The sequence below is a fragment of the Streptomyces sp. NPDC040410 genome, from assembly GCF_055595715.1.
Map to the genome: position 1 here is coordinate 625385 of NZ_JBVIVK010000001.1, position 13685 is coordinate 639069.

General features: G+C 70.3%; 11 protein-coding genes. 3 read left to right on the plus strand and 8 right to left on the minus strand.

What is annotated here, in order from left to right; genetic code table 11:
* The first annotated feature begins 39 nt into the window (after positions 1 to 39).
* The gene (locus ACZ562_RS02815) at positions 40 to 1608 is read left to right on the plus strand and encodes an alpha/beta fold hydrolase (protein WP_471173480.1); all 1569 of its coding nucleotides are present in this window, start codon (positions 40 to 42) and stop codon (positions 1606 to 1608) included.
* Between the two features lie 146 nt (positions 1609 to 1754).
* Here the strand turns inward: ACZ562_RS02815 and ACZ562_RS02820 are convergent, their stop codons facing one another.
* Together ACZ562_RS02820 and ACZ562_RS02825 are read right to left on the minus strand one after the other, a co-directional pair.
* The gene (locus ACZ562_RS02820; protein ID WP_471173482.1) at positions 1755 to 2498 is read right to left on the minus strand and encodes an amino acid ABC transporter ATP-binding protein; all 744 of its coding nucleotides are present in this window, start codon (positions 2496 to 2498) and stop codon (positions 1755 to 1757) included.
* A 147-nt stretch (positions 2499 to 2645) separates the two neighbouring features.
* Positions 2646 to 3053 (minus strand): DUF6278 family protein, encoded by a 408-nt coding sequence (locus ACZ562_RS02825; protein WP_471173484.1) that lies wholly within the window; start codon positions 3051 to 3053, stop codon positions 2646 to 2648.
* A 143-nt stretch (positions 3054 to 3196) separates the two neighbouring features.
* Between ACZ562_RS02825 and ACZ562_RS02830 the strand changes: the two genes are divergently transcribed.
* Positions 3197 to 5026 carry an SGNH/GDSL hydrolase family protein gene (locus tag ACZ562_RS02830; RefSeq protein ID WP_471173485.1) on the plus strand — a complete coding sequence of 610 codons (1830 nt, stop codon included), beginning with the start codon at positions 3197 to 3199 and terminating at the stop codon, positions 5024 to 5026.
* A gap of 1 nt (position 5027) precedes the next feature.
* Here ACZ562_RS02830 and ACZ562_RS02835 read toward each other — a convergent pair whose 3' ends face one another.
* The 4 genes from ACZ562_RS02835 to ACZ562_RS02850 all read right to left on the minus strand — a co-directional run bounded on the left by ACZ562_RS02835 (position 5028) and on the right by ACZ562_RS02850 (position 9575).
* On the minus strand, positions 5028 to 5807 hold the full coding sequence (locus tag ACZ562_RS02835; protein ID WP_471173486.1) for an exodeoxyribonuclease III: 780 nt from the start codon (positions 5805 to 5807) through the stop codon (positions 5028 to 5030).
* A 59-nt stretch (positions 5808 to 5866) separates the two neighbouring features.
* The gene (locus ACZ562_RS02840; protein ID WP_471173488.1) at positions 5867 to 6502 is read right to left on the minus strand and encodes an MBL fold metallo-hydrolase; all 636 of its coding nucleotides are present in this window, start codon (positions 6500 to 6502) and stop codon (positions 5867 to 5869) included.
* Between the two features lie 36 nt (positions 6503 to 6538).
* Positions 6539 to 7840 (minus strand): bifunctional 3-oxoadipate enol-lactonase/4-carboxymuconolactone decarboxylase PcaDC, encoded by a 1302-nt coding sequence (gene pcaDC / locus ACZ562_RS02845; protein ID WP_471173490.1) that lies wholly within the window; start codon positions 7838 to 7840, stop codon positions 6539 to 6541.
* Positions 7841 to 8138: 298 nt separating this feature from the next.
* A complete protein-coding gene (locus ACZ562_RS02850; RefSeq protein WP_471173491.1) occupies positions 8139 to 9575 on the minus strand; it encodes an NAD-binding protein in 1437 nt (478 codons plus the stop codon).
* Between the two features lie 780 nt (positions 9576 to 10355).
* On the opposite strand from ACZ562_RS02850, the gene ACZ562_RS02855 reads away from it, so the two are divergent.
* Positions 10356 to 12095, plus strand: coding sequence for a sensor histidine kinase (locus tag ACZ562_RS02855; RefSeq protein WP_471173493.1), 1740 nt, complete (start codon positions 10356 to 10358; stop codon positions 12093 to 12095).
* A gap of 151 nt (positions 12096 to 12246) precedes the next feature.
* Here the strand turns inward: ACZ562_RS02855 and narI are convergent, their stop codons facing one another.
* Entirely contained in the window at positions 12247 to 13017 is a 771-nt protein-coding gene (narI, locus tag ACZ562_RS02860; protein WP_471173495.1) for a respiratory nitrate reductase subunit gamma, read from the minus strand.
* Entirely contained in the window at positions 13014 to 13676 is a 663-nt protein-coding gene (narJ, locus tag ACZ562_RS02865; protein WP_471173497.1) for a nitrate reductase molybdenum cofactor assembly chaperone, read from the minus strand. Before narJ ends, narI begins: the two co-directional genes overlap by 4 nt.
* Positions 13677 to 13685: the final 9 nt, after the last annotated feature.

Consider the following 13685-nt stretch of genomic DNA (forward strand, 5'->3'; position numbering starts at 1 on the left):
GTCGGGTCACTTTGCACTGACACGAGTGAGGAGTGACCCGTGGGACACCATCGCAAGGCCCTGCGTACGACCGCCGTGGGCGCCGTTTCCGCGACCCTGATCGCCGGAAGCGCCCTCGGCCTCGCCCCCACCGCCCAGGCCGAGACGAGCGGCGTCCGTTTCGTCGACATCAAGGGCGACGGCGGTACGGTCCTCAAGGCGAACGTCGTCACGCCCGCGGGGGCCGACGGCACCCGCCGCTACCCGCTGCTCGTGCTCCCCACGAGCTGGGGCCTGCCCCAGATCGAGTACCTGGCCCAGGCCCAGAAGCTCGCGAACTCCGGCTACGTCGTGGTGACATACAACGTTCGGGGCTTCTGGCAGTCGGGCGGCGAGATAGAAGTCGCGGGCCCGCCGGACATAGCCGACGCGTCCAAGGTCATCGACTGGGCGCTCGCCAACACCCCGGCGGACGCGGGGCACATCGGCATGGCGGGCGTCTCCTACGGCGCCGGAATCAGCCTGCTCGCAGCCGCCCACGACAAGCGGGTCAAGGCGGTCGCCTCGCTCAGCGGCTGGGCGGACCTGATCGGCTCGATCTACTCCGGCCGCACCCAGCACGCCCAGGCAGCAGCAGTCCTGGACGGCGCGAGCCTGGTCACCGGCCGCCAGAGCCCGGAAGTCCGACAGATCTTCGACGACTTCTACGCGTCCAACCTGTCGAAGGAACAGGAGATCATCAACTGGGGAAGGAAACGTTCCGCCGCGACCTACGCCGACGAGCTCAACAAGAACGGCACGGCGCTCATGCTCGCCAACGCGTGGGGCGACACGGTCTTCCCGCCCAACCAGTTCGCGGACTTCTACGAGAAGCTGACCGGCCCGAAGCGGCTGGAGTTCCGCCCCGGCGACCACGCCACCGCCGAGATCACCGGCCTCTTCGGTCTGCCCAACGACGTGTGGACCGACACCGAGCGCTGGTTCGGCCACTACCTCAAGGGCGAGGACAACGGCATCGACGGCGAGCTGCCGGTCCGGCTCAAGTCCCGCTCCACGGGCGGCTACGAAGGCTACCCGGACTGGAAGTCGGTCGGTGCGACACAGAAGAAGATCGCTCTCGCGGGCACGACCACCGTCCACACCAACGTCGACTCCGGAGCGGACGGCGGAGTCGTCTTCCTGTCCAGCATCCTGGACCAGGTGGCCAAGCTCCCTCCGGTCGCGCCCATCCCCCTGCTCCCCCGCCGCTGGGCCGCCGTGTGGCAGTCGGAGAAGTACGCCACCGCCCAACAGGTGCGCGGCACTCCGACGTTGCACACCACCGTCACACCGACCAAGGAGAGCGGCACCCTCGTCGCCTACCTCTACGACGTGGGACCGCTCGGCCTCGGCAAGCTGGTCAGCAACGCGCCGTACACCTTCCACGGGCGTACGCCCGGCAAGCCGTTCGGCGTCGACCTGGAGTTGTTCTCCACGGCCTACGACGTCCCGGCAGGGCACCGGCTCGCCCTGGCCGTCGACACGGTCGACCCGCTCTACATCGAGCACAACCCGTCCGGCGCGCAGCTGACCTTCTCCTCGCCGGCGAACGACCCGTCGTACGTGTCGATTCCGCTGCGCGAGCAGTGATCTCCGGCTGCCGCCGGGCGAGCAAGTGCCCTCCTGCTACTGCCCGCCCGGCAGCAGCGTCCCCGGTCCGGCCGGCGCGAACTCCACGGCCTCGTCGGCGGGATCACCGGCACGCGGGGATGAACGGCACATCGTAGTCGAGACGCTCAGTGCTTGAGGATCTTGGAGAGGAAGTCCTTGGCGCGGTCGCTCTGCGGGTTGGTGAAGAACTCGTCCGGCGTGCGGTCCTCGACGATGCGGCCGTCGTCCATGAACACCACGCGGTTGGCGGCCGAGCGGGCGAAGCCCATCTCGTGCGTGACGACGACCATGGTCATGCCGTCACGGGCGAGTTGCTGCATGACCTCCAGCACCTCGTTGATCATCTCCGGGTCGAGGGCCGAGGTCGGCTCGTCGAAGAGCATGACCTTGGGCTCCATGGCGAGGGCGCGCACGATGGCCACGCGCTGCTGCTGGCCGCCGGAGAGCTGCGCCGGGAACTTGGGCGCCTGGTCGGCGAGACCCACGCGGTCGAGGAGTTCACGGGAGCGCCGGTCGGCCTCCTCCCTCTTGCGTTTGCGGACTTTGACCTGCCCCAGCGAGACGTTCTGCAGGACCGTCTTGTGGGCGAAGAGGTTGAAGGACTGGAAGACCATGCCGACGTCGGCCCGCAGCCTGGCGAGCGCCTTCCCCTCCTCCGGCAGCGGCTGCCCGTCGAGCTTGATGGTGCCGGACTGGATGGGCTCCAGCCGGTTGATCGCCCTGCACAGGGTCGACTTTCCCGACCCCGACGGGCCGATGACGACGACCACCTCCCCCTTGCCGACGGTGAGGTTGATGTCCTGCAGGACATGCAGCTCACCAAAGTACTTGTTGACGTCCACCAGCTCGATCAACGGATCGACGACCATGCCCAGCCCCACTCACTCTCAGCTGTGTCGTGGTTGCCGCAACCTATCCGGGCAAGATCGGAGTTGCGCAACGACACGCACTTTTCAGGCATTAGCCGTATTTACGGTGAAATATTGGCAAATAGTTCACATCTGAGGTGCCCGGAGTCATTCCTCGGCGACTTCGGCGTACTGCTGCGAGAGCTCGGGGACGCCACTGAAGGCCCACTCCTGGCCGGAGGCGACGACATCGAACTCACGGCCGGAGGCGAGCCGGATCACGGGCTGGCCGTCGGCCCGGATCTCCCAGGCGGCACCGGGCACCGTGCGCACGACGACAGTGCCGAGGTAGAGCCCTGCGTCGTTGCCGAGCCAGGGCAGCACCTCCTCGTCGTCCCGCCAGCGCGGCACCAACTGGTCGAGTGCCTCCAACGAGGCGGCGGAGTCGTCGAGTTGCACACCGACCCGGCCCGCCTGGGAGCGCAGCAGTTCACACTCGGCGAGGAGTTCGGCGATGCCCTCGGGGTCGCGGGCCGGGGGATCCTTGCGCCGGCGGCCCAGAAAAGGGATCTTCATACCCCCAGCGTGTCACTGGCACCGGCATACGCACCACAGGCTCGCGGGCCGTCGATCCGGTCCACTTCACCATGAGTTCGCGCATGGCTCGTTGACTGGTCACTTACGCCTCTTTAGCTTATTGATGCACCTTTTGTCTCATCGTGATCGGTGGTGAACGGGAGGAGTCCGCAGTGCACCGGTGCGTCTGGAGCTCCACGGTCGTCCTCGTCCTCCTGGCCCTCCTCGCCGCCGTCCCGGTGCCGGGCGGCACGGCACGGGCGGCCGGCCGGCCCGGACCACTCCCGCTGGACCAGCTCTTCGACAACAGGGCGGTCAGCGACGACTCCCGGCCCGGCGACGCGGACTTCGACGGCCTCGGCGCCTCCCTGTCCGCGCGGGACCTCGCGGCCGCGGGCTGGACGCCCGGGCGCACTCTCACCCTGCAGGGCGCCCGGCTGACCTGGCCGCGGCGACAGCCGGGCGAACCGGACAACGTACGGGCCGACGGCCAGTACGTGCGCGTCGGCGGCTCCGGCGACGCGCTGGCCTTCCTGGTGGCGGGCACGGGCGGCGCCTGCGCCCCTGAGGCGGAGCGATGCGAGGCGGTGAGCGGCTCGGGCACGGTCTCGTACACCGACGGCACCCGCTCCTCGTACCGGCTGACCGCCCCCGACTGGCGCACCGGCCCGCTCGCCACGAGGGCGGTGACACTGCCCCACGTCAACACACCGGGCGGCCGACGGCCCCAGAAGGCAGGTCTCTACGTGGTGACCGTGCCGCTGGTGGCGGGTCGCGAGCCCGTCTCCGTACGGCTGCCCCGCGCGGTCGCGCTGCATGTGTTCGCGCTGTCGGTGCGGGCGCGGGCGCGGGGCTGGACGGGGAGTTGGGCGGCCGGAACGTCCGGTCGTCAAGCCGCGGGCCCGTGGACGGACCGGACGCTGCGGCTCGTGGTGCACACCTCGGTGGGCGGGCCGCGGGTGCGGCTGCGGTTCGCCAACACGTTCGCGGGGGCGCCGGTGCGGATCGGGGCGGCCACCGTGGCGAGACAGGCGGAGGGGGCGGCGGCGCGGGGCGAGCCCGTGCCGCTGTCCTTCGAGGGCGCGGCGGGCGTCGGCATTCCGGCGGGAGCGCAGGTGCTGAGCGATCCGCTCGCCTTCGAAGTACCCGCCGACGCGAATCTGCTGGTGAGTTTCCACCTGCCCGGGACGGTCACCGCTGCTCCCGCGCACCGGCTCGCGGTGCAGCGGTCGTACCTGAGCGGGCCGGGCGACCATACGGCGCAGGGCGCCCCGGCGGCGTACACCTCCGTCCTGACCAGCTGGCCGCTTCTGACCGGGGTGGACGTGGCCGGCGGGCCTGGGTCCGTGGTGCTGCTCGGGGACTCGATCACCGATGGGGCCGCGTCCACGCGGGACGCGAACCGGCGGTGGCCCAATGTGCTGGCCACACGTCTGCTGCGCCAGCATCTGGTCCCACACTATGGCGTGCTCAACCAGGGCATCTCGGGAAACCGTGTGGTCGCCGACGGGTATCCCGGCGAAGGGATCTCCGGCAGCCCGTCCGGGGTGAGCGCGCCACACCGGTTCGACCGGGACGTGCTCGCGCAGACGTCGGCGCGCACGGGGGTCCTGTTCCAGGGCGTGAACGACGTGCGGTGGGGCGCGACGGCCCAGCAGGTGATCGCGGGTCTGCGGGAGATGGCCGGACGGGGGCACGCGCACGGGCTGCGGATGCTGGCCGCGACGATCGTGCCCTGTGCGGGCGAGGCGCGGTGCACGGCCGCCGCCGACGCCGAACGCGTCGCGGTCAATGCCTGGATCCGGGGCGCCGGGGTGTTCGACGGCGTGCTCGACTTCGACGCAGTCGTACGCGACCCGGCTCACCCCGCGCGCATGCTGCCCGCGTACGACAGCGGCGACCACCTGCATCCGGGCGAGGCCGGTCTGGCGGCACTCGCGGAGTCGGTGGATCTGCGGCTGCTCGACCCGTGACTCACACGTCCAGGTCGACCACGACCGGCGCGTGGTCCGAGGCGCCCTTGCCCTTGCGCTCCTCGCGGTCCACGTACGCGTCGGTGACCGCCTTGGCGAACGGCTCGTTGCCGTAGACCAGGTCGATCCGCATGCCGCGGTTCTTGGGGAAGCAGAGCTGGCGGTAGTCCCAGTACGTGAACGGGTGGTCGTACTTCAGAGGCCGCGGGACCACGTCGGACAGGCCGGCCTCGCGCAGGGCGCCGAGGGCGGCACGCTCGGCGGGGGTGACGTGGGTGAGGCCCTCGAAGGCGGCCACGTCGTAGACGTCGTCGTCCGTCGGGGCCACGTTGTAGTCCCCCAGCACCGCGAAGGGGCGGCTGCCCCCCGCGTCACCGGCCACGGCCGCCTTCAGGGCCTCGAACCACTGGAGCTTGTAGGCGTAGTGGGGGTGGTCCACCTCGCGGCCGTTGGGCACGTACACCGACCAGACGCGGACCGGGCCGCAGGTCGCGGAGATCGCCCGGGGCTCCGGGGCGCCGTCGAAGCCGGGGTCGCCGGGCAGGCCCTTGACCACGTCCTCGATGCCGACGCGGGAGATCACCGCTACGCCGTTCCACCGGCCGGTCGCGTGGACCGCCGCCTCGTAGCCCCGCTCGCGCAGCTGGTCGAACGGGAACAGTTCCTCGGCGATCTTGGCCTCCTGGAGGCACAGGACGTCCGTGCCGCTGCTCTCCAGCCAGGCGAGCAGCCTCGGGAGACGGGCTGTGATCGAGTTCACGTTCCAGGTGGCGATGCGCATGCCCCACAACCTACCCGGCGGGTGTGACAGCGCGGTCCGCCCGTCTCCCAGGGAGGACTTCAGACCTCCGCCGAGTCTCCCGGCGCCAGCCTCAGGTGCTGCGAGCCGCCCAGCGCGCCGATCTGGTTGTCGTAGATCGGGCGGGCGAGGTCGGTGAGCAGGGCGTCGTGGATGTCGTAGGCGCGCTGCGGCCCGACCTCACGGACGTAGTCGATGACCTCGGAGATCTTGTTCCACGGGGCCATCACGGGGAGCATCAGCGTCTCGACCGGGTGGTCGGGGACGGTGAGGGCGTCGCCGGGGTGGAAGACACGGCCGCCGTCCACGAGGTAGCCGACGTTGGTGATGCGCGGGATGTCCGGGTGGATCACCGCGTGCAGTTCGCCGTGGACCTGGATGTCGAAGCCCGCGGCGGTGAAGGTGTCCCCGTGGCCGACGGTGTGCACGCGGCCCGGGAACGCCGCCGAGATCTTCTCCGCGACCGACTTCAGTGTCCAGATCTCCGCGCCCGGGTCGGCCTCCATGGCGGCCCGCAGCCGCTCCTCGTTGAAGTGGTCGGGGTGCTCGTGCGTGACGAGGATCGCCTCCGCGCCGACCGCGGCGTCCGCCTCACTGAATCCGCCGGGGTCGAGGACGAGCGTCCGGCCGCCCTTTTCGAGGCGAACGCAGGCATGCGACTTCTTCGTGAGCTTCATGGGGCCCATCCTGCCCCTGAGAGCCTGCTGCGCGACTCACTCGGGCGGGGTCGTCTCCTCGCGGATGACCTGCTGGGCCACCCTGAACGCGCTGTTCGCCGCCGGCACGCCGCAGTAGACGGCCGCCTGCAACAGCACCTCCTTGATCTCCCCCGGGGTCAGTCCGTTGCGCAGGGCGGCCCGGGTGTGGAAGGCGAGTTCCTCCAGGTGGCCGCCCGCGACGAGGGCGGTGAGGGTGATGCAGCTGCGGATGCGCCGGTCGAGGCCGGGCCGGTCCCAGATCTCGCCCCAGGCGTAGCGAGTGATGAACTCCTGGAAGTCCCCCGAGAACTCGTCCGCCTGGGCCAGCGCCCGGTCCACGTGCGCGTCACCGAGCACCTCGCGGCGCACCTTGAGCCCGGCGTCGTACGGGTCGGGCCGCCCCATGATCTGCGGTTCCACCATCACGGCCGGAGCGATCTCGGCGATGGGCACGGGCTGCGGCGGCGGCGCGGACAGGACCGGCTTGGCCGGCGCCGCCGGGATGGCCGTCTGGCCGGTGGCCGAGTCGACGGCGGGCTGCCAGGCGGTGGAGAAGTGGCGGACCAGCAGGTCGGTGACGGCGGCGGGCTGCTCGACCGGCACCAGGTGGGAGGCGCCGGGGACGACGGCGAGGCGTGCGTCCGGGATGCCGGCGACCAGCGTGCGGGCCTCGGCCGGGCCGGTGACCTGGTCGTCCGAGCCGACGAGGACCAGGGTCGGCACGCCGACGCGGGCGAGTTCGGGCCGTACGTCGAACGCGGCCAGCGCCTCGCACGCGGCGATGTAGCACCCGGGGTCGGTGGTGCGCACCATCTGCACGGCCCACTCGGTGATCGCGGGCTGCGCGGCGGCGAACCCGCCGGTGAACCAGCGTTCGGGCGAGGTGCGGGCGATGGGGTCGAGCCCGTTCGTCCGCACGACGACTCCGCGCTGCCGGAACTCGTCGGCCGTGCCGAAGCGCGGCGAGGCGGCGATCAGTGCGAGGGAGGCGAGACGGTCCGGGTGGCGCAGGGCCAGCTCGACACCGATTCCACCGCCGAGCGCACAGCCCGCGTAGCCGAAGCGCTGCACACCGAGACCGTCGAGCGTGGCGAGCAGCCGCGCGGCGAGGTCACCGACGGAAACCGCCGGATACGCGGGCGCGCCGCCGTGCCCGGGCAGGTCGAACCGGAAGACCCGCCACTGCTTCGCCAGCTCCGGAACCTGCCGGTCCCACATGTGCCATGTGGTGCCCAGGGAGGGCCCCAGGATCAGGACAGGTGCGTCTTCTGGCCCGTCAAAGCGGTATTGCAGGGTGTTGGTTGTACTCTCGCTCACCCGACTCACGCTCCCACATCTCACAATCTCTCACGTGCTCGGGTCGGAACCCCGTGCAAGCCGTCCCCTGTTGTGGGAGCTTCGCGAAGATCCGCCGCATCGGGGTTCACATACCACCGCTTTGTGGTTTCACGCCGGTGTGTCCGGCCCACCGAGCAAGGATGTGGTCCGGCACCCCGTGGTCGGCCGGGTACGTGAGACACGACGCGGGTGCATCGTACTGACGCACCCTGCGAAGTGGCCTGTTCAACGGGCCGTGTGAGATGTGCCGGTGCGGGTCCGCGTCTGCGAGCCTGTCCTACGGGTGGTCGCATCGGGCTGCGTGTGGCCACTGCACGAACGTACCGTCGGCCCGCTCCACCAGCAGTTGTCTGTCGTGTGTGAGCACGCCGCGGGGCTGCAGCCCGGTCAGGCTCGCGGTCGTGTAGGCGGCACTCAAGGTGGCGAGGTCGCGGACTGTGCCGATCCTGAACAGTGACTGCGTCTCGGCGATAGCCTCGTGGTCGCCGGCCCTGATGACCACCCGTAGATCCGGGGCGACTGCCCGTGCGGCCACGGAGACCGCGACGTTGTCGAGATCGTCGGAGGAGACCGCAGCCATGGCCTGAGCCCGGTGCAGGCTGAGTTTGCGCAGCACGAACCTGTCCGAGGCGTCGGCGATGAAAACCGGGATCCCGAGTGCCCGAGCGAGCCTGAGGTTGGGGGCCGCCGGGTCGCGCTCGACTGCGATGACGCCGACGCCGAGACTCTGCAACCGGGTGCACAGCCGCAGTCCCACCTGCCCAAGCCCCACGACCACCACGTGGCCCCCTTGCGGGAGCGTGCGGGGCCCCACCATGCCGATGGAGCGAGGCGCCAGGAGACGGTCGACCATGCCGGCGATGAAGACGGCGGTGAAGACGATGGTGATGAGCATCGCCAGGCTGGCGAACACGAGGTACGCGGTAGAGCCGTGCGCGGAGGCGGGGCCAACGGTCGACACCGTTCGCACCGCCTCGAACAAGGCCTCGGCGGGAGGCCGGTGGTTGAAAGTCACCGACCAGGCCCAGTCCGACACCAGCACCGCGAAAAGGCCGGCGAGGCCGGTCAGCATGATCCGCGAGCTGCCGTCGTGCGGTCGCAGTTGTCCCCTGATCTTCCCCAGCCGAGCCCGGTACCTCAACGAGCGCGGTAGCCGGTACGGCTCGCGACTCACCTCACCATCCGCCCAGCGGATGCCGACATGACCCGCGGTCGCCGTCTGCACGGCCAGCAACTCGGGCCGCAGACAGGCCGCCAGCAGTACAGGAGCGGCGACATCGGCCGGCGAGGTGACCTGGCAGTTCGGAACGACGCGTACGAGCTGCTCGGCCACCGTCCGGTCGAAGACCATCACCACCAGCGTGACGCCTGGACACATGTGCTCGACCGCCAGCGCATATCGCAGGGACTCGGCATCGCGGTCAAGAAGGATCGCGACGCCGGACACGTCGCCGCCCAACGCCCTGCGCAGCTCATCATCCGTCGGTTGCGTGAGATGGCATACGACGTCTCCCGCTGCCCGTAGGAACCCGCAGACCCTCCGCGCCACGTCGCTGCCGATCACGACGAAGTACTGCTGTGCCTCGCTTCCGGTCGGGCCGGCATCCGAGCTGTTCGGCACGACCCGGTCGTCGGCGACTCGGCCGTTGTGGTCGGGGGAGACCGCAGCGCCGGCATCGGGATGCCTGTGCTCAGAGGTCGAAAACGCAGTCATCAGAGCGGTACGGGTCGCAGTCGACACAACGGAGGGTCTGGCAGGCGGCGCAGCTGAGGAGCAGCCGACCGCAATGACACCTCGGGTCACCATCAGTACCGCCTCCACCTGGGACCGGCTGACGGCTGATGACGCCGGTAGGCGAGACAGGCTGCCTGCTGGCAGCGCTCATTGCTCAACTCCCATCGGATAGTGGCAGCGCACTCCGGTCGACGACCGCGCCGATATCGGCGTTCCGGTGAACCGGGGCGGGCATCCCACCTGAACAACCCGTCGCCACGGCAGACGCCTTCGACGGATCACTTGACGTGACTGAAAAACTCGAGTGCCAGGACTCGCCGGCCCTCAAGGAGGGCCTACCCGGCAGGCGAGGAAGGGCCGGGGGTCGCCCGGCGGAATCTCGCGTAGGCCGAAGGTAGAGGCGGCTCCTCCCCGTCGCCATGGACAGACGCCACACTCTCGGTGTCCCGAGATCATACAAATGCTCAATCATCCGCGGGAAGGGTGGAGCAGCTGGTTCAGCGCACCGGCTCAGCCCACCCGGCAGGGACGCAGAACGTTCAGCAGTACCCAGGACAAGCATATCCGTTTTGGACAAAGAATGGGGATGACGCCGCCGAAACGTACAATCTACAAATCGCAAATCCACGCTCTCGCGTCTTGGGCTCGACAGGGCCAGAGGATCCGGGGCGGCCGTTTAACACAGGCGTTCGGGTGCTGACAGGGCCGTTCGGGCATGATGAGGAGGTGCCGGCGTCACCTTTCGCGGAGGGAGCGGGAATGGCGGAGAGTCCAGCAGAGGAGCGCAGGGGCCGCCCGGCCGCGCCCCAGTTGCGGCTGGATGAGCTGCTGGAGGGCCTTCAGGCGCAGGTGGAGCAGGTCCGCGCGGCCCGGGACCGGGTACACACGCTGTTGGACGCGGTCCTCGCCATCGGCACGGGTCTGGATCTCGACGTGGTGCTGCGGCGGATCACCGAGTCCGCGGTCACCCTCGTGGATGCCGAGTACGGGGCCCTGGGCGTGCTGGGCGAGGAAGGGAAGATCCGGCAGTTCATCACGGTCGGAATGGACCAGGACACCATCCGTGCCATCGGCCACTATCCCGATGGCCAGGGCATCCTGGGCCTGCTGATCAAGGAGCCGGAGCCGCTGCGGCTGGCCGACCTGGGCCGGCATCCCGACTCGGTGGGCTTCCCCGCCGGGCATCCGCCGATGACGACGTTTCTGGGCGCGCCGGTGCGTGTGCGCGACCAGGTCTTCGGAAATCTGTACCTGACCGACAAGCGCGGCGGGGCGGAGTTCGACGACGATGACGAGGCGGTGCTGCGCACGCTGGCGGCCGCGGCGGGCGTCGCGATCGACAACGCGCGCCTGTACGAGGACACACGCCGCAGGGAGCGGTGGCTGGCGGCGAGCAGTGAACTGACCCGGAGCCTGTTGTCCGGCACCGACCCGGACCAGGTGCTGCACCAGGTCGCCGCGACCGTCAGGGCGCTGTCCGGCGCCGATCTGGTGACACTGGCGGTGCCGTTCGACGGCGGCGACGAACTGGTGATCGAGGCGGCCGACGGCGAAGGCGCCGAGCGGGTACAGGGGCTGGTGCTGGCTGCCACCACACTGGCCGCGAAGGTCTACCAGTCCAACGAGCGGATCACCAGCGGTGCGCTGTCCGGCGAGCCGCAGGCGGGAGGCGGCTCCGCGGCACAGATCGACCTGGGGCCGGGGTTCCTGCTCCCGCTGGGAGGCGGCGAGCATGTCCGCGGGGTGCTGCAGGTCGCCAACCGGGCTGGAGGGGCCGAGTTCCCGGACACCACCATGACCATGATCAGCGGTTTCGCCGACCAGGCCGCACTCGCGCTGGAGATCGCCGAGCACCGGCGCGAGGCCGAACACCTGGTGGTGCTGAGCGACCGCGATCGCATCGCCCGCGACCTGCACGACCTGGCCATCCAGCGGCTGTTCGCCTCCGGACTGACCCTGAACTCGGTACTCGGCCGCGTCTCCGACCGGCCCCAGGTGGCCGAGCGTGTCCAGCGGGTCGTCGACGACCTCGACGACACCATCAAGACGGTACGGGGCACGATCTACGCGCTGCGCGAGCGCGACCGCTCCGACAGCCGCGGCGGGCTGCGCGCGGAGCTTCTTGCCGAGACCGACCAGGCCGCCGCCGTGCTGGGCTTCACTCCCGCCCTGCGCATGACCGGTCTGCTGGACACCGACGTGCCCTCCGACCATGCCGAGCACCTCGTCGCGGTGCTGCGTGAGACGCTGTCGAACGCCGCCCGGCACGCGCACGCCACCGCTGTCGAGGTCACCGCCGAGACGGACGGCAGCCGACTGCGGTTGCGCGTCGCCGACAACGGATCCGGCATCGACCCGGCCGTCACCCGACGCAGCGGCCTGGACAACCTCCGCCGGCGCGCCAACGACCTCGGCGGCAGCTTCACCCTCACCCCGAACCAGCCCACCGGGGCCATCGCGGAATGGACGGTGCCGCTGCCCGCACAGGCCCAAGGCTGAACCCCGCGATCCAACGCGCCAGGACGACGCCCGCGATGCCGAGCCCTGAAGGGACAAGCGATGCCCGCCACATGAACGTCGTACCGCATCGCCGTCACGCGGCCGCCTCGGGCCCACCCTCCTGCTGCCGGCGGGTCGGTGGACCCGCATCTCATGACCCCGCGCGTTCCCAGCCGCGACGCGGGGCACGAGCGCCGAGCCGGGTGTCGCGGCTGCGGTAGACGATGTACGGGCGGGTCAGATAGCCCAGCGGCGCGGTGAGCATGTGGACGAGCCGGGTGAAGGGCCAGAACGCGAACAGCAGCAGGGCGCTGAGCGCGTGGAGCTGGAACAGTACGGGCGCCTCGCTCATCAGGGCAGGGTCGGGCCGGAAGTAGAAGATGGAGCGGAACCAGGGGGAGATCGTTTCCCGGTAGTCGTAGCCGCCGCCCACGATGTTCGCGGCCACCGTGGCGGCCAGACCCAGGGCGATGGTCACCGTCAGGGAGACGTACATGGCCTTGTCGTTGCGGGTGGTGGCCGAGAACACGGGCCCGACGGTACGGCGCCGGTAGATCAGGATGGCCAGTCCGCCCACGGTGGCGACGCCCGCGATCGTCCCGAGGACAACGGCCGACACGTGGTAGGCGTCCTCGCCGATACCGGCCGCTTCGGTCCAGCTCTCCGGGATGACCAAGCCGCCGATGTGGCCGAGGAGCACGACCAGGATCCCGAAGTGGAACAGCGGGCTGCCGATGCGCAGCAGTCGCCTCTCGTAGAGCTGGGAGGAGCGGGTGGTCCAGCCGAACTTGTCGTAGCGGTAGCGCCAGACATGGCCGAGCACGAACACCGCGAGGACGACGTACGGCAGCACGACCCACAGCAGGATGCCGCCGGTGCCGGCCTCGGCCGCCAGGGTGAGGGGCTGCGCGGGCGCGGTCATCGGGGACCTCCTACGACGGGGTCGGGCAGGAACACGGGGGATGCGTACGGGTCGAGGCCGACCTGTTCTTCGGGCGGCCCCTCGGCGGCGAGGCGCAGGACGGCTTCGCGGTCGTCGCCGGCGAGGGCGGGCAGGGTGGCGGAGACGGACTCCAGGACGTGCGCCCAGGGCGAGCCGTCGTCGTTCAGGGCCAGGCGCAGAAGTTCCAGGCCGGCGCGGTGTTCGGTGAGCAAACGTGCTCCGGTGGCCGGGTCGGTGGCGGCGAATTCGAGGACGACGGCGAGGTGGTCGGGCAGTTCGTCGTCGCCCAGGCGCCAGCCGGCCGCCGTGTAGGTCTGCTTCAGTCGCAGCAGGCCGATGCCGCGCTTCCTGGTGTCGCCGTGCGCGTAGTAGGTCAGGTACGGGCAGCAGCGTCTGCGGTGGTCGAAGGTGGCCACGTAGGCGGCGGCCAAGTCCCCGGGGGCGGTCCGCTCGGCGTGGACCGTGTAACGGAGCAGGGGGCGGGCGACCGAGTCGGGAAGGGCGTCGGCGACCCGACCGGCGAGGGCCAGGCGCTGCGTGAACTGCTCGTCGGGGTAGGAAAGCAGCAAGGACTGTGCCTGCCAGGCGAGTGGGTGCCAGGACTCGGTCCGGGCGGTGCGCGTGCTCTTCCTTTTCATGGCTTTCAC

Coding starts and splice junctions, on each gene's coding strand:
- ACZ562_RS02855 (WP_471173493.1), top strand. CDS start 10,356: ATGGCGGAGAGTCCAGCAGAGGAGCGCAGGGGCCGCCCGGCCGCGCCC.
- narI (WP_471173495.1), bottom strand. CDS start 13,017: ATGACCGCGCCCGCGCAGCCCCTCACCCTGGCGGCCGAGGCCGGCACC.
- ACZ562_RS02820 (WP_471173482.1), bottom strand. CDS start 2,498: ATGGTCGTCGATCCGTTGATCGAGCTGGTGGACGTCAACAAGTACTTT.
- ACZ562_RS02835 (WP_471173486.1), bottom strand. CDS start 5,807: ATGCGCATCGCCACCTGGAACGTGAACTCGATCACAGCCCGTCTCCCG.
- ACZ562_RS02840 (WP_471173488.1), bottom strand. CDS start 6,502: ATGAAGCTCACGAAGAAGTCGCATGCCTGCGTTCGCCTCGAAAAGGGC.
- ACZ562_RS02850 (WP_471173491.1), bottom strand. CDS start 9,575: ATGACTGCGTTTTCGACCTCTGAGCACAGGCATCCCGATGCCGGCGCT.
- ACZ562_RS02825 (WP_471173484.1), bottom strand. CDS start 3,053: ATGAAGATCCCTTTTCTGGGCCGCCGGCGCAAGGATCCCCCGGCCCGC.
- narJ (WP_471173497.1), bottom strand. CDS start 13,676: ATGAAAAGGAAGAGCACGCGCACCGCCCGGACCGAGTCCTGGCACCCA.